The organism is Thermanaeromonas toyohensis ToBE (assembly GCF_900176005.1).
GTDB classification, from domain to species: domain Bacteria; phylum Bacillota; class DSM-521; order Neomoorellales; family Neomoorellaceae; genus Thermanaeromonas; species Thermanaeromonas toyohensis.
The window spans coordinates 928,011-947,718 of sequence record NZ_LT838272.1 but is presented as its reverse complement, the minus strand read 5'-3'; the positions used below and the strand labels follow the sequence as shown (position 1 = coordinate 947,718).

The 19,708-nt window shown below is 44.8% G+C and carries 19 protein-coding genes; 12 read left to right on the top strand and 7 right to left on the bottom strand.

The annotated features are described in order from the left end of the window. Positions 1-40: 40 nt before the first annotated feature. The 7 genes from B9A14_RS04605 to B9A14_RS04575 form a co-directional block, all read right to left on the bottom strand. A complete protein-coding gene (locus B9A14_RS04605; protein WP_084664407.1) occupies positions 41-1,159 on the bottom strand; it encodes an alkaline phosphatase family protein in 1,119 nt (372 codons plus the stop codon). A 10-nt stretch (positions 1,160-1,169) separates the two neighbouring features. Then, the gene (locus B9A14_RS04600; RefSeq protein ID WP_084664406.1) at positions 1,170-2,690 is read right to left on the bottom strand and encodes a tripartite tricarboxylate transporter permease; all 1,521 of its coding nucleotides are present in this window, start codon (positions 2,688-2,690) and stop codon (positions 1,170-1,172) included. Between the two features lie 40 nt (positions 2,691-2,730). Continuing rightward, the gene (locus B9A14_RS04595) at positions 2,731-3,252 is read right to left on the bottom strand and encodes a tripartite tricarboxylate transporter TctB family protein (RefSeq protein WP_084664405.1); all 522 of its coding nucleotides are present in this window, start codon (positions 3,250-3,252) and stop codon (positions 2,731-2,733) included. 18 nt (positions 3,253-3,270) lie between these two features. Next, positions 3,271-4,317 (bottom strand): tripartite tricarboxylate transporter substrate binding protein, encoded by a 1,047-nt coding sequence (locus B9A14_RS04590; protein WP_197686563.1) that lies wholly within the window; start codon positions 4,315-4,317, stop codon positions 3,271-3,273. 46 nt (positions 4,318-4,363) lie between these two features. Continuing rightward, positions 4,364-5,086 carry a TerC family protein gene (locus tag B9A14_RS04585; RefSeq protein WP_084664404.1) on the bottom strand — a complete coding sequence of 241 codons (723 nt, stop codon included), beginning with the start codon at positions 5,084-5,086 and terminating at the stop codon, positions 4,364-4,366. A gap of 245 nt (positions 5,087-5,331) precedes the next feature. Further along, complete coding sequence (locus B9A14_RS04580) at positions 5,332-6,297, bottom strand: LysR family transcriptional regulator (protein WP_172839035.1); 966 nt, start codon at positions 6,295-6,297, stop codon at positions 5,332-5,334. An 83-nt stretch (positions 6,298-6,380) separates the two neighbouring features. Continuing rightward, positions 6,381-8,480, bottom strand: a complete 2,100-nt coding sequence (locus B9A14_RS04575) for a sigma 54-interacting transcriptional regulator (RefSeq protein WP_172839034.1) — start codon at positions 8,478-8,480, stop codon at positions 6,381-6,383. Between the two features lie 29 nt (positions 8,481-8,509). Here B9A14_RS04575 and B9A14_RS17345 point away from each other — a divergent pair, with 29 nt between their 5' ends. The 12 genes from B9A14_RS17345 to B9A14_RS04520 all read left to right on the top strand — a co-directional run bounded on the left by B9A14_RS17345 (position 8,510) and on the right by B9A14_RS04520 (position 19,688). Next, positions 8,510-8,743, top strand: a complete 234-nt coding sequence (locus B9A14_RS17345) for a hypothetical protein (RefSeq protein ID WP_172839033.1) — start codon at positions 8,510-8,512, stop codon at positions 8,741-8,743. After that, the gene (locus B9A14_RS04570; RefSeq protein WP_084664398.1) at positions 8,694-9,560 is read left to right on the top strand and encodes a creatininase family protein; all 867 of its coding nucleotides are present in this window, start codon (positions 8,694-8,696) and stop codon (positions 9,558-9,560) included. The genes B9A14_RS17345 and B9A14_RS04570 overlap by 50 nt, the downstream gene beginning before the upstream one ends. 36 nt (positions 9,561-9,596) lie before the next feature. Next, positions 9,597-10,790 (top strand): pyridoxal phosphate-dependent aminotransferase, encoded by a 1,194-nt coding sequence (locus B9A14_RS04565; RefSeq protein WP_084664396.1) that lies wholly within the window; start codon positions 9,597-9,599, stop codon positions 10,788-10,790. Positions 10,791-10,814: 24 nt separating this feature from the next. Next, positions 10,815-12,032, top strand: coding sequence for a LeuA family protein (locus tag B9A14_RS04560; protein WP_084664394.1), 1,218 nt, complete (start codon positions 10,815-10,817; stop codon positions 12,030-12,032). Positions 12,033-12,151: 119 nt separating this feature from the next. After that, positions 12,152-13,171, top strand: coding sequence for a tripartite tricarboxylate transporter substrate binding protein (locus tag B9A14_RS04555; RefSeq protein ID WP_084664392.1), 1,020 nt, complete (start codon positions 12,152-12,154; stop codon positions 13,169-13,171). Positions 13,172-13,247: 76 nt separating this feature from the next. Next, entirely contained in the window at positions 13,248-13,673 is a 426-nt protein-coding gene (locus B9A14_RS04550) for a tripartite tricarboxylate transporter TctB family protein (protein ID WP_084664390.1), read from the top strand. A 24-nt stretch (positions 13,674-13,697) separates the two neighbouring features. Further along, on the top strand, positions 13,698-15,212 hold the full coding sequence (locus B9A14_RS04545) for a tripartite tricarboxylate transporter permease (protein WP_084664388.1): 1,515 nt from the start codon (positions 13,698-13,700) through the stop codon (positions 15,210-15,212). A gap of 76 nt (positions 15,213-15,288) precedes the next feature. Further along, entirely contained in the window at positions 15,289-16,554 is a 1,266-nt protein-coding gene (locus B9A14_RS04540; protein ID WP_084664387.1) for a 3-isopropylmalate dehydratase large subunit, read from the top strand. Between the two features lie 61 nt (positions 16,555-16,615). Next, on the top strand, positions 16,616-17,134 hold the full coding sequence (locus B9A14_RS04535; RefSeq protein WP_084664386.1) for a 3-isopropylmalate dehydratase small subunit: 519 nt from the start codon (positions 16,616-16,618) through the stop codon (positions 17,132-17,134). Continuing rightward, positions 17,023-18,753, top strand: a complete 1,731-nt coding sequence (locus B9A14_RS04530; RefSeq protein ID WP_340631045.1) for an FAD-dependent oxidoreductase — start codon at positions 17,023-17,025, stop codon at positions 18,751-18,753. Before B9A14_RS04535 ends, B9A14_RS04530 begins: the two co-directional genes overlap by 112 nt. Beyond that, positions 18,750-18,989 carry a 4Fe-4S dicluster domain-containing protein gene (locus B9A14_RS04525; RefSeq protein ID WP_084664384.1) on the top strand — a complete coding sequence of 80 codons (240 nt, stop codon included), beginning with the start codon at positions 18,750-18,752 and terminating at the stop codon, positions 18,987-18,989. The genes B9A14_RS04530 and B9A14_RS04525 overlap by 4 nt, the downstream gene beginning before the upstream one ends. Before the next feature lie 3 nt (positions 18,990-18,992). After that, a complete protein-coding gene (locus B9A14_RS04520) occupies positions 18,993-19,688 on the top strand; it encodes a cyclase family protein (protein ID WP_084664383.1) in 696 nt (231 codons plus the stop codon). Positions 19,689-19,708 lie beyond the last annotated feature (20 nt).

Genomic DNA, 19,708 nt, shown 5'->3' with positions numbered 1-19,708 from the left:
GTAAATTTAAGCTTTTTTATAGAGCTATTCAAGGTGATTATCACTTGTCGGTTAGGTCTTGTTTTAAATAACATACAATATCCCGCGTATAAATATATTCTTCTGCAGGGCGCCGGGCGTTTAAAGCAAACAAGGGGACTTCTCGTTCATATAGGGAACCATGGGTACGTACAGGAATAATTAGCTCTTCTTCCTCCACCTCTGCAAAAGCCACGTCAGGCGGAGCAAAAAGCACCCAGTCCCCTATCCGGTCTGGTGGAAGGTGAAATTGAAGGGCAGCCTCTTGACGTTTATAGAAGGAATCGATAAAGGGAGAAGCCTTTAGATACTGGATAAGAGTCTCTTCTTGGCTACTTTGTCGCAAGTAAAGGTAAAGAGCCCCCCCTTCCTCATAAGGGTGGTTTTCTTTATACCGATCCTTGATAACTCCTACACATACTACATCCAAACCTGCCGCTTCTAATTTTTTCTGCATATTTACTAGATGCCTTTTAGAATTCATGCCGTGATCAGCAGTGATGTAGACTTCCCGGTCGGGATCTAAATCCAGAATAAGGCCTATCCACCGGTCAACCTCTTTTATAAACCTTTGTCCTTCTGCTGTTTCGGGTCCAAAGTGGTGGAAAGGATAATCATTGGTAGTGCAATAAATTAGGTCAATCCCTTTATCCTGCTTAAGTAATCGGTAACAGGCCTCTAAAAGCCAGATACTAGCCTCTATCGAGGCTACGGGAGGCGGACTTTTAAGGCCCAGCCAGTTAAAAAAACTTGGGTCGGGTTTCTCTACACTTAATTTAAGGGATATACCTCGTCCAAAAATATCCACAACCTTACCTTTGACTGTCAATATAGCGGCTCTACCCCCACAACGAGCATATAGATCTATTATAGTCTCTTCCTGTACGAACCCAGGATCTTCAACAAAGCCCCGGGCTTCGCTTTGGGGATCGTACCAAAAGTTACCGGTCACACCATGCTTATCAGGGAAGCTCCCTGTCAGGATAGTGGCATGGTTAACATTAGTTACTGTAGGAGCCGCCGCTTGTACTAAGCGGTAGAAACCCTGCCTACCTACAGCTTCGAGGTTGGGGGTAACCCCTTGCTGTAGGTAGGCTGGAGCACAGCCGTCTAGGCAGAAAATAAGAATCTTGGGTAACATAAAAAGATAACTATCCCCCTGCCTTAATTAAATTTTTATTCGCCTTTTGTCTTTGCCATAAGGAGATCAGCAAGGGCATAAACAAAGAAATGATAGCCAATACCATAAATACACCGCTCACTGGGCGCTTAAAGAAAATCAAAAAATCATTATGATAACTTAACATAGTTGTCATAAAAGCACGTTCAGCCAGAGGGCCCAAAATACTCCCTAATACGAGGGGCGCGATAGGAAAACCGAAGCGCTCCATAAAGTAGCCCAATATACCAAAAAGCACCATCATCCACACATCTGTAATATTATTGCGGATAGTAAAGGCGCCGATAAAGCATAAGACCATGATTATAGCTGAGCTAACAGCTTCAGGAGCGTCTAATGTTTTAACAAGGGGCTTTACTCCTAGCCATCCCATTATACACATCAAGATAATCCCTAAATAGAGGGAGGCAAAAATAGTGTAAACTAAATCAAGGGAAGCCCGGAACACTTCGGGGCCTGGCTGGATCCCATGGAGCAAAAAAGCACCTAGAATTACAGCCGTAGCCCCGCTCCCTGGAATACCCAAAGTTAACAAAGGTATAAGGGCTCCCCCGACTGAAGCTGTAGCAGCCGCCTGAGAAGCTACAATGCCCTCGGGTACTCCCTGCCCCATCTTGTCACGTCTGCGGCCATATTGCTTTTCTACCCCATAAGATACAAAGGAAGCCACCGTAGCCCCTGCCCCAGGTACAGCACCTATAAGTGTACCTAACCCTATGCTCCGTAAAAGTACCCCCATAATTCCACGGATTTCCGATAGGGTAGGAAGGGCAGTTTTTATCCGTTCTAAACGTTGAACAACAGCAGTAGAAAACCCCTCTTCTAGGCGGGTAAAAATCTCCGCCACCGCATAGGTACCTACCATTACTGTGAGGTAGTCTATCCCATTACGGAGGAGAGACGACCCAAAAGTAAACCGTTCTGCTCCATAAATGTCATCCACCCCTACCGTTGCTATAAGTAGTCCTAAAAGCAAAGACATAATGGCTTGGCTCATAGAACCTCTCCCTAAAGCTACAACGCTGGTCAAACCTAGAAAAACTATAGCAAAATATTCTGGAGTGGAGAAACTGAGAGCTACTTTAGCAAAGGGTTCCGAAACAAAAGTCATAATTATAGCAGCAACTAATCCGCCGCCACCGGCAGCAAAAAGGGTCCACCCCAAGGCTTTGGCAGCTTCTCCCCGTCGTGTCATGGGGTATCCATCCCAAAGTAAGGGGACATGAATAGGTTCTCCTGGTATACGAAAGAGTATAGAAGTGAAAGCCCCTCCATAGGTACCTGCTACATAAACTGCGGTTAAAAGGATTATAGCTTGAGTCGCTTCCATAGGATAAGTAAAAGGTAAAAGCAAAATTACTCCCATAACTAAAGTTAGTCCTGGTAATATCCCAGCGATGAGTCCCGCTATAAGCCCTATTATCAAAAGAAAAAGATTTATAGGGTGTAGAGCATGAATAAACCCTTCAAATAAGTGAACCAATATCTCCATTTTGTTATTTATCCCCCTCTCTACTGCTTATTTAAAAAGCTCAGTAGATACCTAGCAATCTATAAAGCAGAATAGTCAGATCAGCAAAGACTCCTTCTCCCAATGGAAGGGATACATATACAAATTTGACAAAAATTAATACCAACACGATAACAGTAACAAAACTACTTGCCACAATAACCCTCATCTTTCTATAGCGCCCAATATACATAAAAGCTATCAAATATAAGAAAGTAGTGAGGGGGAATCCCAAAAAAGAGACCAGGTATACGTAGCCTATGGTCAAAATACTTCCTATTGCTAACAACAAAGGATACTTGTTAGCAGCTTTTTCTTCGCTGCTACTTTCTATTCCCTCTCCTCCTTTAAAGTAAATTCCTATTATAATGTCATAAACTGCCAACAGCATCAAAAGTATTAAAATTAATTTAGGCCAAAAATCTGGCCCCAATTGGCCTGGGGTAGCGACATAAGTAAATTTTCCGGATAAGAGGTAAAAGTAAAGGCTCATTAAGAACAAGAGCCCATCGAAGATTATTCGACCTATACTTCTTTTTTGCATTTTATCTTTTCTCCCCTTTTATTTACGCAGCCCAAATTGTGTCATAAGTTTAACATAAGTATCCAGTTCGGACTTTAAAAAGGCTGTAGCTGTATCTGCATCCATAAAGCTATCTTTGGTACCATATTGCTCTTCCAAAAACTTCTGGTATTCGGGATCGTTATATACTTGTTTAAAAGCCTCGCTAAGCTTTTTCACTTTTTCCTTGGCGGTTCCTGCTTTAACTACTATGGCTCGAAATTGAGGTAGATATATATCATAGCCAAGCTCTTTCGAACAGGGTACATCTTTAAAGGCCGGATAGCGTTCTTCATTGAAAATAATTATGGGTCTTATCTGGTTTCCCGTAATATATTGGCGGACATCTCCTGCTTGCTCGTAAAGGGCATCCACATGCCCGCCCAGTAAGGCAGTATAGCGCTCACCCGGATTAGCATAAGGAACATCGGTAACCTGAATCCCTTTACTGGCTAAATAAGCTAAGGTTAGATGATCTAAACTTCCTTTCCCTAAGGTAGCTACTTTCAACTGCCCTGGCTTCGCTTTGGCTTCCTTTTCGAAATCCGCCCAAGTCTTAAACCGATTATCATCATATCTAACGAAGAGGAAGGAAGGCGCCTTTATCATACGGGCTACTGCTACGATATCCTCCATTTTCCAGGAAGCCGCTCCCGTACCAAGAACCGCATGGCTATCCCCTATGTAAATAGCCATACTATATCCGTCAGCCGGTGCCGCCAGTAACTTAGACATACCTGTACCCCCGGTGGCTCCAGGAACATTTACTACAGGAAGGGGTACTCTTAAAATTTTCTCTAGCAAGGTCGCAGATTTACGAGCAAGTTGATCAGCCCCACCACCAGGCCCCCAGGGTACAATAAATTCAATGGGTCTAGTAGGATATTTTTCTTCTTGGGCGCTCTTAGGAGCTTCCTGCGAACTCTGGGAAGCTCCAGGACCTCCCGTTTTACTACACGCAGAAAGAAGAAAAATTCCTACTGTACTTATAGTAATTATGATCGCTATTCTCCATATAATTCTCCTTCCCATAAGATAGCGAAACATTTTAAAGTCCCCCTCTTCAATTTTTATTTTTTAAATTTTTTATTGCCTATCTTATACCTCTCGTAGATTCCTTAACACCCCCTTCTCTCCTTTGACGCCTTTTTATTTCCAAAATCCCCCACAATATTACTATTCCTCCCGCTATGAACGGTATAAGTATACCTACTAAAGCCCCCAGATAATGAACTAGTGCCAATCCATTATCATGCACGATCATTTCTAATGCCGTCCGCGCTAATACAGCAGCAGCTATGTAAATAATAATAGGATACCTGTTCATCAAACTAGCTAACCAATTACTATCCGCTACCAAAATTGGTATGCTTAGAGCCAATCCAAATATGACTAATCCAGGATGGCCGTGGGCAGCTCCTGCTACGGCTAAAACATTATCAAAAGCCATGGAAAGATCAGCTATAATTATAGTGCCTACCGCCCTCCAAAAGCGGGTGCTTGCACTTATTTTTTCTTCCCCTGTTTCTTCGTCTTGTTTAATTAATTTCCAGGTAATAGCAAGTAATATTACCCCGCCTATAGCTCTTAAATAAGGTATCATCAAAAGAAAGGTAGCAATAATTGTAAAAATTACACGAAGTAATATAGCTCCTCCTGCCCCAAGAATAGCTGCCTTTTTTCTTTGATGTAAAGGAAGCTCCCTTATGGCTAAAGCGATAACTGCAGCGTTGTCCCCTGAAAGAGCAAGATCGATAATTACTATAGATAATACAGCGGATAAATACGCTCCCAAACCTCCTATTCCGGTCTCCATAAAAGCCCCCCTGTAGTCAAGCCATTACTACACTACTAATATAGCAAACTGTTAAAGCTGTTTCAATGAATATTCATTATTCTCATATAGTCTTTCGTTATTATCTTATAGCTTTCTTTAATAATCTTGTATAAGTCTTATAAATAACTCTTGCTCTTCTCCTATCTAACTACTTGCTCTAAATAAGTAAGCGTCCCGCTCTTTGAAGGGACGCACTAATTTCTTATACCTTCTATCACAAAACTCTATGCTAAAGCCGGTAAAGTTTCTTCAGAAAGTACCACCCTTGGGGAGCCCCAAGGTTGCTCCAGTTTTTTTAATAACTCTTCTTTATTCCGCCGGCAAAATTTCAAAAATTCTTGGGTCAAAGGAGATAGCTTCCCCTTGGGGTAAACTAAGTTAATGTTTCGCACTAAAGACAGTCCTTCCACATAGACCTTACCGAGAAGCCCTAAGTTAACTTCTTTAACAACAACCCATTCAGAAAGAACGGCTACCCCAAAGTTTAATTCCACGCACCTTTTAATTGCCTCGTGGCTGTTTAACTCCATAACTACTTTAAGGTGACTAGGATCTAACCCCACCTTCTTTAAAGCCCTTTCCCAAAGTTCACGGCAACTAGAACCTGGCTCCCTTAAAATAAATCCTTCCTGGTAAAGTTCGGAAGGAAAAACTACGCCTCGCTTGACCCAAGGGTGATGGGAAGGAACTACTAGTACTAAACTATCCGTAAGAAATTTCTCGCAAGCTATGTGTCTATTTTGACAATCCCCTGCTACCAAAACAACATCGCAACGGCCTTCCGCAAGGTAACGGCATACCTCTTCTTTATTTCCCATATAAAGTGTAATTTTTATCTCTGGAAATTCTTTTTTAAACAGCCCCACAAGATGAGGTAGGATGAATTCAGCAATAGTATAAGTAGCCCCAACATTCAACCGTCCACGGATAAGTCCTCCCAATTTCCGCATTTCAGCCTGGGCTTGTTCATATAAGGCGAGTATCTGCTTGGCATATTCGTAAAGGACTCGTCCTGCTGGAGTAAGTTCCACAAATTTATAATCACGATGGAGAAGCCGGACTCCATAATATTTCTCTAAATTCTGGATCTGAGTGGTAACCGCTGGTTGGGTCAAATGTAGCTCTCGGGCAGCCTGGGAAAAGCTCTTCTTCTCTACTACAGTAATAAAAGTTAAAAGTTGATCATCCAAGACCATCCACCTCCTTCTTTTTAGAGGTTGTAATAGAATCATTCGCCATTTAAAGTGCCTAATCCTTTTTTAGGATGGGGGTTTTACCCTAATTCCCGAAACTGGCTCAGCCATCTCTTCCCTTTCCAAGTGATCCTGGTACCTTGACGTGTCTTCCCAATAATCACTAGTTTTTGGCTCGCTAATTCTTTAAGCCGGGTACGCACAATATCTTCACTGATTTCCCAACCTTGATTTTTTAGCGCGGCTACTAAGGCTTGACGCCCTAACGGTTTCTCGGGAGATCCAGCTAATATTTCTAGAAGAGCTATATCAATCTTAATTTGGGGATATAACTGCCAAACTTCAGCTAAAAAATCGAACTTAGTAGCTTTCCCACCCTTAACATCGCCCTCCTGGGGAGGAGTAAAAGTTCGATAGTATTCCCGAATCTCCAAGGGAAGATCTTCTACCTTCACTTGACGTCCGCAGGAGATAGTTACTAAATACTCGATGGTATTCCGTAATTCACGTATATTACCTGGCCAGGGATAGTGCATCAAAGCCTGTAAGGCTTCGGAGGTAAAAAAATTATGAAATTCTCTGCCGTGTTTTTGGAGAAAATAAGAGAGAAGTATGGGGATATCCCCTCGTCGTTCCTTAAGGGAAGGAAGTCTTACTGTAAAGGCGTTTAAGCGATAATAGAGGTCGAGGCGAAACTCACCATGGTCTACCGCTTCTTTAAGATCTTTACTGGTGGCAGCAATTATTCTAACATCTATAGGTATAACGCGTTCAGCACCCAGACGCATGACTTCTTTTTGTTCTAACACTCGCAGGAGTTTGGCCTGCAAGTTAAAGGGTAAATCCCCTATCTCGTCTAAAAAAATACTACCGCCCTTAGCCTGCTCAAACAATCCAGCCCGACCACCCCGGCGAGCTCCGGTAAAGGCCCCCTCCTCATAACCGAAAAGCTCGCTCTCTAGTAGATCTTTAGGCAGAGCGGCGCAATTTACAGCTATAAAAGGCTTGCTGTGGCGAGGTGATGCATTATGAATGGCATGGGCTAAAAGCTCTTTACCCGTCCCCGTAGCCCCTAAAATCAGGACAGGGAGATCGGTACTCGCAAAATGCTTGGCCTTTTCCAGACATTCTAAAAATACAGGGTCCTCCCCTCGAAGGTCTTCAAAAGTATACTTAGCCACGTAGCCAGTAGCTCCAGGATAGGCTTTTAAACGGCGTTCTATTTTTTCTAGAGTATCTAGTTCATTAAAAGTAATGATCACTCCTTGAGGTTGATTATCCTCGCCTTTTAGGAGGGTGCGGTTAACTAAAAGACGGCGACCCGCGTACACTTCAGCCACATTTTCTTCGGATTTTAATTCTCTTAAAGGCTTTTCAGGAGAAATCTGGGGAATTATATCCTGGAGCCGACGACCTAAAACCTGCTTGGCAGGGTACCGGAAGAATCTTTCCGCCGCCCGGTTATAAACGAAGGTTTTGCCGCTCCCATCAATAGCCATAACACCATCATGAACTTTGTCTAGAATAGTGGTCAGAAGCAAGTTTAACTCCTGGTTATCCTTTAAACTCTGAACAAGCTTTTTACTTATCTCTATTATGTAATTAAGGTACCGAGCAGATAGAAGGTGGGCTTTCTCGTCAAGCAAATCAAGGCGCAAGAGAATTTCTATAAGGGTAGTAACATCAATTATACGGCAACCTAAATCGACAACCTGTTTAACGCCTGAAGGGACCAACTGTGGCTCCCCCGGGGTTACAGCTATATCTACTTGGGGAACATTTTCTAGCCCGGGATAAACTGGGATAAACCAATAATCGGTAAACCCCATGCTATATAGGAGAGAGATGGCTTCTTCCGCCGTTTCTCTACGGTCGTTGACCAGCATAATTTTAGTATAAGGTGGCAATTTCAAAAGCAAGTGGAGGTTCCGTAAATCTATAGTACGACGAGCCACAATAACATTAGAACGGCCTGTAAAATAAGGAGCCAAGTCCCGTCTTATGGGTTCAGAGGCCACTACAATAAGATCCCCTTCTAGAAGAGAAGGAGAAAAATTAACATCAACACATAATGAGCGTACTTCTACCCTGCCCCGTAATAAATCGTTTAACTGAGCACCCAAAACTTGCCTATTACGTTCACCCTTCGCTACTAATACCACAGTCCTAGGTTTACCCATTTTTCTACCCCCCATAATTTGGAGGAAATTTGTCCAAAATATTCGGCAAAAATAGTTTAATTCCTGCCTTTATTGGAGGAAATCCACCTAAATTTAACTATCTAGTAGATACACACCCTTATATGCTAAGGATAAAAAGCCTTGGCATAATATTTGCTATTTATTTAATTAAGGCAGGCAACAGCTACATTAAAGCGTTGAGGAGGCACAGCCATGAATACAGAAGACAAAAACCTAGAAAACAGAAGGTATCGCTTGTTTGATCTAACCTGGGTAGAAGTCAAAGAATGGTTAGAAAAAACAGATGTCGTTTTGGTGCCCATCGGCAGCACTGAACAACATGGGCCGCATCTGCCAACAGGGATCGATTCTTATGCTGCTTATTATGTTTGCCTGGAAGCGGCTAAACAGGCCGAAGTCCCGGTAGCACCCTTAATCCCTGTAGGCTATAGCCCCTTTCATATGCGCCCCCACGAACCCGGTACCATAACCCTGCGGGATGAAACCCTTTTTAACCTAATGTATGACATCGGCCGCAGTCTAATCTACCATGGGTTCAAAAAGATCGTCTATGTAACTGGGCATACCTCCAATGCCCCTACCTTGGACAAGGTGGTGCGCGCTATCAGATACGATACAGGGGCCCTGGCTATAAATTATGCCGCCGATACTGAAGTTTTTGCTGAATTATGCCAGGATCTGATTGAAGGTAAGGATCAGTTGCCCGGCTGGCATGGAGGTGAGATTGAGACCTCGGGTGCCCTCTTATTCTGCCCTGAGCTAGTACACTTGGAGAGAGCTAAATTAAGCCTTCCCTATAACCCCCCATGGTTGCCTGAAGGAAGCGAGAAAAAGTCAGGTTCCGGCTTCCAGTTTTATTTCCACGGTTATCCTGTGCGCGCTCCCTTCGATCAGTGGGAATATAGCGAATGCGGGATCATGGGTAACCCTTTGCTAGCCAGCCGTGAGAAGGGTGAAAAGATCTACAGCCGTATGATCGGGATTCTGGTCGAGTTCCTTCGCCAATTAAAGCAAATACCAGTAGAGGTTAAAAAGTGTGACTTCCCCGAAAGGGTTTAAAAGGGTTGTTATTAATAAAAGGAGTGTCATTGTGCCATGGCTGTTAATCCCTTGTATACTAACTTAGGACCTGCTACCCGCTTTCTAGCGGAAAGATTCCAGCATATACCTGTAACTGAACGTAGCCAGATGATCTCTATGGCCAAGGGCATCCCTAATCTCATCAACTTGGGAAGAGGGGATCCTGACCTCTCTACACCCCCCCATATAATCGCTGCAGCCAAAAAGGCCATGGATGAAGGCAAAACCCACTACACGGATTGGGCCGGTATACCCGAACTACGGGAGGCCATAGCGGCCAAGCTCCGGAAAGAGAACGGCTTAGATGTAGATCCTTCAGAGGTTTTAGTCACCGTTGGTGGCCAGGAAGCTGTATTTTTACTTATGTTTTCCCTTATTAATCCCGGAGATGAAGTTATCGTTCCCGAGCCCCGGTACACACCTTACGATACAGCTATACAAGTAGCAGGCGGTAAAATGGTGCCCCTGATCACCCGACCCGAAAACGAGTTCCAGATCATCCCCCGGGAGGTAGAAAAGCTTATAACTCCGCGTACCCGGGCTCTGCTGGTCATAAGCCCCAATAACCCCACCGGAGCCGTAATGCCCAAAGAAAGGTTGGAAGAATTGGCTGAGATAGCCATCCGCCATGATTTGATCGTTATCTCTGACGAGATATATGAAAAATTAACTTATGACGGTTTTAAACATTGGAGCATAGGATCCTTCCCAGGGATGAAGGAACGTACCTTCACAGTTAACGGCTTCTCCAAAGCTTATTCTATGACAGGATGGCGGGTGGGTTATGTAGCTGGGCCCCGGGAAGTAATAGCAGCTATGATCCAGCTTAAATATGCTGTTTCCATCTGTACCTCTTCCATCTCCCAGGAAGCAGCCCTAGCCGCTATAACCGGTCCTCAAGATTGTGTCATAGAGACGGCTCGTATTTATAACGAGCGGCGCCTAGCCGTCATGCAAAGGCTTGACCAATTGGGCATCCCGTATGTGGTACCTCGCGGTGCCTTCTATATCTTCCCCGACATCCGCAAATTCGGGTTAACCTCCTTTGATTTTTGCCGCTTTATTTTAGAGAAGGCGCAAGTATTGCTCTTCCCCGGCACCGCCTTCGGCGAAGCCGGCGAAGGCTTTGTCCGTATCTCACTTTTGGCACCTGTCGAGCAGATCCACCAGGCCTTCGACCGCATCGAAAAAGCTTTGAGTGTGCTCTAATACTAAAAAAAGAAGGTGCTGATTATGAACCTAGAGCACGGTCCTTGGAAAACAGATACTTACTGGGTTAGTCATTACCAGTTCTTACCGGAAGTTCGAGAAGGATTAAGGCTTCCTTCTCAAGTAACCTTCCACGACTCCACCTTACGAGACGGAGAGCAGGCACCAGGCATAGTCTTCTCTCCGGAGGATAAAGCAGAAATCGCTAAGATGTTAGATGCGGCCGGAATACAGTATATTGAAGCCGGGTTTCCCATGGTCTCTAAGGCCGACCGGGAAGCGGTGGAACAAATAGTAGCCCTTGGTCTTAAAGCTAAAATCACTTGCCTGTGTCGCGCGCGGGCCGAAGACATCGAGGTGGCTGCTGCTACCGGAGTCTGGGGTGCCATACTAGAAGTCCCTGTAAGCTATGTCCGCCTAAAATACCAGTTCGGCTGGGAGGAAGAAGAAGTAATTAATAAATTTTTGGCAGCGGCCACCTTAGCCAGGGAAAAAGGCTTAGTTCCTTATCTATTCATGATTGACTCCACGCGCGCTGACCTCCCCTTTCTTGAACGCTTGATTACCAGAGCCACTAAAGAAGCAGCTATAGAACGGATCTCCCTGGTAGATACAGCGGGCTGTATAACCCCGCGGGGCATGTTTTACTTAACAACCCAGGTACGCCAGTGGACAGATGCAAGTATAGAAGTCCATTGCCACAATGACTTTGGTTTAGGGGTAGCCAACTCCCTGGCAGCGATAGAAGCCGGGGCCAGCAGCATAGCTGCTACATTAAACGGCTTGGGCCAGCGTGCAGGCAACGCAGCCCTTGAAGAGGTGGCCTGGTGCGTAGAAGCCCTCTACGGTATCCCGACGGGCCTAGATTTTGCCAAGCTTTATGAAGCTGCTGTAAAGGTACAAGAGCTTTCCCGTTGGTCCTTCCCGCCCAACAAACCTGTGGTGGGAAGAAACCTCTTCACCTGGGAGGCGGGGCTCCCCGTAGCGGCCTTAAGGCGCAATCCCCACACGGTGGAGCCCTTCCAGCCGGAAATTTTTGGCCGGAAACACGAAATCGAACTGGGTAAGAAATGTGGCAAGGCCAACATTGAATGGAAGCTGGAGGAACTTGGCTTAAAAGTCCCAGATGCCTCAATAGTTGAGAGGTTGGTAGAACGGGTAAAAGAAGAAGCAGTTAAACTTAAGCGGAGCTTAGACGATGGAGAGTTTATAAAGCTATATAACGAAATAATGCAAGGTTAAAAGAAAAATACAAAATATAAGGTAAAAGGAGGTGAAGTGAGAAACAAAAGGGACAACAGCAGTTCCCTTAACACTTTAGATTTAATCTATCCCAGTATAGAAAGGAGGAGAACAGGTAGATGAAAGTTTTTCGGTATAAAAAAGGAATAGTATTGCTACTTATAGGGTTATTCCTTTTAGCTTTAGTACTTGCTGGCTGTAGTGGAAAACCTCAATCTCCATCCACTGGCCAGGGGGCTAAAGAAGAAAAGCCAACAGTTAAATTCCCTGAAAAACCCCTTACTTTGATTGTAGCCTACGGAGCTGGCGGGGGTACAGACATTACCGCCCGTCTCTTGGCTGCCCACTTGGAGAAAGAATTAGGACAACCTGTCAACGTCATTAATGTCACTGGTGGTGGGGGATGGAACGGCTGGAGCCAATTGGCCCATTCTAAACCGGATGGTTATACTATAGGCTATATTAATGTTCCCAACATATTTCCAGGATATCTAGATCCTAAAGTAAAAAGGCCGGAAAATCTAGAGAGCTTTGCCGTGATCATGAATCATGTAACAGATCCGTGCATCTGGGCTGTTAAAGGTGACAGCAAATATAAATCCCTGCAAGAACTCCTCGATGATGCCAAAAAGAATCCAGAAAAGATCAGCTTCGCTGCCCACGGAGTAGGTGGTGATGACCACTTAGCCTTGCTCCAAGTAGAAAAGGTTACTGGAGCTAAATTTAAGGTAGTACACAATGATAGTACCAGTATAAGCATTACCCAGGTATTAGGAGGTCATGTACAGGTCTTAGGGGCTAATGTAAGCGAGGTTTTTAACCAGCACAAGAAAGGCGAGCTGCGGGTGCTGGGAGTCATGGCTGAAAAAAGGTCAGAATTCTTGCCTGACGTTCCTACCTTTAAAGAACAAGGGTTAAATGTAATAATGTCAGTATCCCGTGGTATCGCAGCGCCGGCAGGAACACCTAAAGAGATCTTAGATATACTAACATCGGCCCTAGATAAAGCTACTAAAAACCCCGAACATATAGCCAAAGCTAAAGAACTAGGTTTGGCCTTGGACCCCATCAAAGGGGAAGATTATAAAAAGTTCCTTAAAGCAGAAGAGCAAAGGATTAAGGAGCTTATGGGTTGGTAAAATACGTAAGCATATATCAATTTCCCGGGGGCTCTTAGGTAGCCCCCGGGAGTTAAAAAAGTAGGTGATAACCAATATGAGTACTGACCGGATTATCGCTCTTGTACTTATTACCCTTAGCCTAGCTCTTTACCGGATAAGTCTTGGGTTTCCAGAAGGAGCAAATGTGTTTCCCCAATTCGCCCTAGGAGCCATTATCTTTTTAGCGGTAATAATGCTTATCATGGATCTAAGAAAGCGCGAACCTTTTAGACCCCAGAGTAAAAAGCCGGGATGGATACGACCTTATATTATCTATGTTTTAACTCTCTTATATATTGTAAGCATTACAGTCGTAGGCTTTTTTATAACTACTACTGCTTTCATAATAGGGGTAATGTTTTATCTCGGCCTCCGTAATGTATCTAGTTATGTTATCGCTTTAACAGTTATTATATCGTTCTATTACTTCCTTTTCGTAAGGGTACTCCATGTTCCCTTCCCTAAAGGATTAATATTCTAAGACTTCCAAGGAGGGAAAACCATCTTGGCCTCCTTATTCCTGACTGTCCTACTAAAAATGCTCACTCTAAAAAATCTATCAGTTATGGTACTCGGTATATTAGCCGGCCTGTTGGTGGGAGCCCTTCCTGGGTTTCAAGCTAACATGGGTCTAGCCCTTCTCCTCCCCCTTACCTATGCTTTAGAACCCGATACAGCCCTTATCATGTTAGTATCTCTCTTTGCTGCCGCTATCTATGGAGGAAGTATAACAGCTATCCTCTTTCATACCCCTGGTACAACCGCCTCAGCAGCAACGGCTATAGAAGGATTTGAGCTGACTAAACAGGGAAAGGCAGCCACAGCTTTACGTATAGCTACCTGGTGTTCGGCCATCGGGGGACTGGTAGGAGCTTTCCTACTTCTATTTATTTCGCCTCCTTTATCCCTTATTTCTTTAAAATTTGGGCCACCGGAATATTTTCTTATAGCCGTATTCGGTTTAATAACTATAGCTAGTATAGCTTCAGGGCCCCTCTTGGTTAAAGGGCTTATTGCTGGAGCCGCGGGTTTGCTTCTGGGTACGGTAGGGATGGATCTAGATTCCGGTTATCCCCGCTTCACCTTTGGCTTCTTCCCCTTACATTCAGGGATCCCCTTTGTCCCCGCCGTTATCGGGCTCTTCGCCCTCTCGCAAGTCCTGCTAATGGTAGAAGAAGGGTCTACTCGCATAGTCTCCGAAGTTGCTATTGAAGAAAAGTGGAAGTTCTTCCCCACCCTGGCCGAATTAAGAGAAGTAAAAAACGCCATCCTTAGAGCTCTAGGGATAGGGTTAGTGATAGGCATCTTACCTGGTGCAGGAGCCGACGTAGCTGCCTGGGTGAGCTACCATGAGGCCAAGCGCATCTCTAAGCATCCGGAAAAGTTCGGCCATGGAGCCCTCGATGGCATTGCGGCGGCCGAAGTAGCCAAAAACACAGAATGTGGGGGAGCGATGATACCTTTATTGACATTGGGTATCCCGGGAAGCACCTCTGCTGCCATCCTGCTGGGGGCCTTGATTATGCATGGGCTAGTACCCGGCCGAGAGTTATTCACCAAATACGGAGAAATCACCTATACAGTTATTCTGGGATTCATTTTTGCTAATTTCTGGATGGCAGTCATAGGTATGGCTGTATCCCGATATATAGCCAAGCTGACCAGCCTAAACACAGGAATACTAGCTCCCCTCATTATCACCCTAACGGTGGTAGGCTCCTACGCCCTAGGAAATAGTATGTATGATGTATGGGTTATGGTTATCTTTGGTCTTCTCGGTTATCTCATGAGAAAACATGGGTTCCACCCCGCAGCCATGGCTTTAGGCCTCATCCTAGGACCTATGGCTGAAAAAGGTTTCCGCCAATCCTTGATCTTATCCCAGGGCTCCCTAGCAGCCTATTACTTTACACGACCAATCAGTGTAATCTTGATAATTTTAATCGTCGCCACCTTGGTCGCTCCTTTTTTAATGAGCCGAAGGACTTCCAAGGTAAACCCGTCAGCGGAAGATTCTTAGAGTAAAGGGCCTTAAAGTTAAAAGCCTTATAACTTTCTTAAAAGAAAAGGCTAGGAAGAAAGGGTTATAGGATAAAATGGAACAAACGATTACAGAAAAGATCCTGGCCCGCGCTGCTGGGCAAGAAAAAGTGAGTCCAGGTCAAATAATTGAAGCACAGGTAGATCTGGTGATGATCCATGATCACCAAGGACCCCTAACCTTGCTTGAATTTGCTCGGTTGCCAGTAAAAAAAGTATGGGATCCAGAGAAGATCGTTATAGTGTTGGACCATCGCACTCCCTCCCAGACCCCCCAAGCAGCTAAAAACCACCGAGCCCTCCGTGATTTCGCTCGCAGCCAGGAAATAAAATACTTCTACGACATAGGTGAAGGTATATGTCACGATTTACTAGTAGAAAACGGCCATATTGTACCGGGGATGGTTTTGGTAGCTACAGATTCCCATACTATAACCGCCGGGGCTTTAGGTGCCTTTGCTACCGGAGTGGGCTCCAGTGAAATGGCCAGCATATTCGCACGGGGTAAGCTATGGTTTAGGGTTCCTGAAAGTGTAGAAATACAATTAGAAGGAGAACTCCCGCCAGGGGTTTACGGGAAAGATGTGGCTCTATATTTGCTAAAAACAGTAAAAGCTGGTGGTCTAGACTATAAAGCCTTGGAATTTCGAGGAAAGGGCGTAAAGAATTTAAGCTTAGATAGCCGGTTAACCTTATGTAATATGGCTCTAGAAATGGGGGCCAAAAACGCTATCTTTGAACCAGATGAAATAACCCTAGACTACCTAAGAAACAGGACGGCTAAAAAATTTTCCGTAATAAAGAGCGATCCCGGTGCCTGTTATACTTGTACTATAAAAATACACTTAAATACCCTTGAACCCCTGATAGCCGAACCCCATTCCCCTGACAATGTGCGCCCAGCTCAGGAAATAGAAAAGGAAAATATAAAGGTGGATCAGGCTGTTATCGGTACCTGTACAGGAGGTCGATACGAAGACTTAAATGTTGCCGCCTATATTCTTAAAGGTAAAAAGATTGCTCCTGGGGTACGGCTTTTAGTAGTCCCAGCTACCCGCTCCCTCTGGCTTAAAGCTTCCAAGGAAGGTTTACTTGATATCTTTATAGAAGCCGGGGCTATCGTTTCCTACCCTTGTTGCGGTCCTTGTGGCGCTTACGGCATGGGGGCCTTGGCTCCAGGCGAAACATGTATCACGACTGGTAGCCGTAACTTTATCGCCCGGCTGGGGAGCCCTGAAGGAAAAATCTACCTGGCTAATACGGCCACCGTGGCTGCTTCTGCTCTGGTAGGAAAGATCGTAGATCCCCGAAGTTATCTTTGATAAAGAGGGCTTAAAGAGGGCTTTAAGTAAAAAATTGAGATGGGAGGATAAATATAAAAGAATGGTTCCAATCTTCAGAGGTAAGGTATGGAAATTTGGCGATAACGTGGACACTGGACAGATCCTTCCAGGCCAGTACCTCACCCTGACCGACCCTCACGAACTGGCCCAACATGCTATGGAATCTATAAGGCCAGGCTTTGCCAGCCTAGTCCAGCCGGGTGATCTCATTGTAGCTGGCCACAATTTTGGCACCGGCTCTAGCCGTGAACATGCAGCTAAAGCCTTAAAATATGCAGGCATAGCTGCTGTACTAGCCGAATCCATAGCTCGTATTTTCTTCCGTAACGCCTTTAACATCGGTATGGCGGCCATACCAGTTAAAGGAATTAGCTCAATGGTAACTGAAGGAGATTGGCTCGAGATCGATCTCCACCAAGGAATAGTTATAAATCTCACCACAGGTAGATATATCTCCTTTGCTCCCCTACCTTCTGTTATGCTGGCCATCCTTGCCGAAGGTGGTATCATACCTTATACAACAAAACTCCTCACCCAGGAAAGGGGGATAAACGTCTGAAGCTTCTAAGCACCGATGTAGCCGTAATTGGTGGGGGCCTTGCAGGCTTAATGGCCGCTCGCTTTGCCGCCTTAGAAAAAGCTAAAGTGGTTGTACTTGACAAAGCTAGAGCAGCTACCAGTGGACCTTCTGCATTCGCGGCCGGGGATATTTTGTGCTGGCTACCAGGAGAAGAACCTTTAGAAGAATGGATAGAAGCCTATTTCCAGGTTGGAGCTGGCTTAAACTCCCGGGAATGGTTGGCCTCTTTATTAGATACCAATTACCGCTTGATTCTGGAGCTTGACCGCCAAGGCTTCCCTTTTGAAAAGGAAAATGGAAAATTCCTTCGGCGTTCGGGACGAGGCCCTTTAGTAAAATGTGTTTTGGCTCCAATGTATAAATTTCAAGAATTTAGCCGGGAGTTATGTCTAAAATTAGGGGTCACTTTCCTCGATCGAGTAGCAGTAACCAAAATTATATTTTCTGGTGGTCAACCTAATGGACTAATAGGCTTCCATGTGCGTACAGGTGATTTTATAGCTATACAAGCTAAAGCTATTATCCTGGCTACCGGTGGCTGTAGCTTTCGAGGACCCTTCTTTGGTCAAAATGTAGTAGCTGGCGAAGGGCTACGTTTGGGCCTAGAGGCCGGTGCTAAACTGGCTTACATGGAATACGGAAATCATTATAATGTTTCTCTGGCCGCCTTCAATACCTATGGACAATCAAAATTTATGGCCCATGGCGGTAAATACTTAAACAGCTTAGGGCAAGAGCTTCCTTTAAAAGGTGCTAGTGGAAACACTATTGTTAAAGCTTTGGTAGAAGAAGTTAAAGCTGGCCGTGGACCGATCTATATGGATCTTACAGGTTTCAGAGAGCGAGAACTGATAGAAAAATTGATGCCTAACCTGGCTCGCCTAATAGCCAGAAGCGGTATCGATTTTTATGGCATAAAGCATGAAGTATGGCCGGCCTTTACTGGCACGTCCAATGCGGCGGCAGCCGGTATCTGGATCGACCGAAAAGGCATGAGTACTGTACCGGGCCTCTTTGCAGCCGGTGATACAGCAGCTAAAGGATTAGTAGTAGGAGGGTGTATCGGACTTTCTGGCATCAGCCTAGCTTGGGCTCTTTATACTGGATTTTTGGCCGGAAAAAACGCTGCCCGATATGCTAAAGAAACTCCTCCTCTAAGAATTAGCGAAGAGCCTTCTCTCGAAGAAGAGCAGAATACCATTTTCACCCCTCTAAGGCATAAGGAAAAACAGTTTATAGCGCGTGACCTTTTAATCAAAACGAGTCAACTAATGAGCCGAGTGGATATAAGTTTAATTCGAAGTGAGGAAAGGATCCTTACGGCCCTCAAACAGATCAAGGAATCACAACAAAAACTAATAGAAAGTGCTGCTCGGGATCCCCACGAATTAATGATCTGGTATGAAACTTTAAGTACATTAACTGTAGCTGAGGCCATCCTCCTCAGCGCTTTACATCGAAAGGAAACTCGAGGAGATTTTTATCGCGAAGATTATCCTGAAGCAAATCCTGAGTTAGAAAGTGTATTGGGGGTAGGGAAAAGCGGAGATAGCTTAGTAGTGACTAAACTGGGAAAGCCAGAGGAGGGGTATCGGTGACTATAACTAATATAACTCTACAACACTGTACAGGCTGCTTACGCTGTATAGAAATTTGTCCCCTGGATGTTCTAAGGGAGGGTCCTAATGGACTACCGGAAATAAAATACCAGGAAGACTGCCAGTGTTGCTATCTCTGTGAATTACAGTGCCCTAGTGATGCCATTTATGTCCTACCAGACCGGGCTTATGAACCAGGTAATGTATACGGTAAATGGGGTATAAAGAAAGGGTGAACTTTGTTGGATTCCTCAACTAAAACTTGGCGTGTAGATCTTTCCCACCCCATAGCAGAAGGATATGGTAATCTACCTGGCCATCCGCCAACTAAACTGGTTCCTATTCATACTCATACCCAACATGGACGGTCAAATGCTTATTTGTCTATGAGTATTCATGTAGGCACCCATATTGATGCGCCTTATCATTTCTTCCCCCAAGGCTTTACCATAGATCAGGAGCCCTTAGATAAATTCTGTGGATTGGCTATCCTGCTTGACTTACAAAAGCGCTGCCAACCCAACTACGGGTTTAGCCGTGACGATCTTATAGAAGCTTTAGCTTCTATTGGTTCCCCCAATATATCTAGCCTAAGGGTGCTACTACACAGTGGATGGGGGAAAAAATATGGTTCTCTAGAATACTACCAAAACAATCCTTATCTTTCTATAGAAGCAGCCACATGGTTAGTAGAGCAGAAAGTAGCCTTGGTGGGATTAGATTTTCCACCCGATGCTAAAGGCGGCGCAGCCCCAGCACCTGTACACCAAGTCCTTCTACGTGAGAACATCTGTATCTTAGAAAACGTGGCCCATATGGAGCAAATACCAGAAACTATATTTGAATTAATTTGCTTACCTATCAAGTTAGCTCAAGCCGGTGGGGCACCGGCAAGGGTCTTGGCTAGGGCACTAAAGAACCTTTCTATAATGTAAATTCTGACACCCCGAAGGAT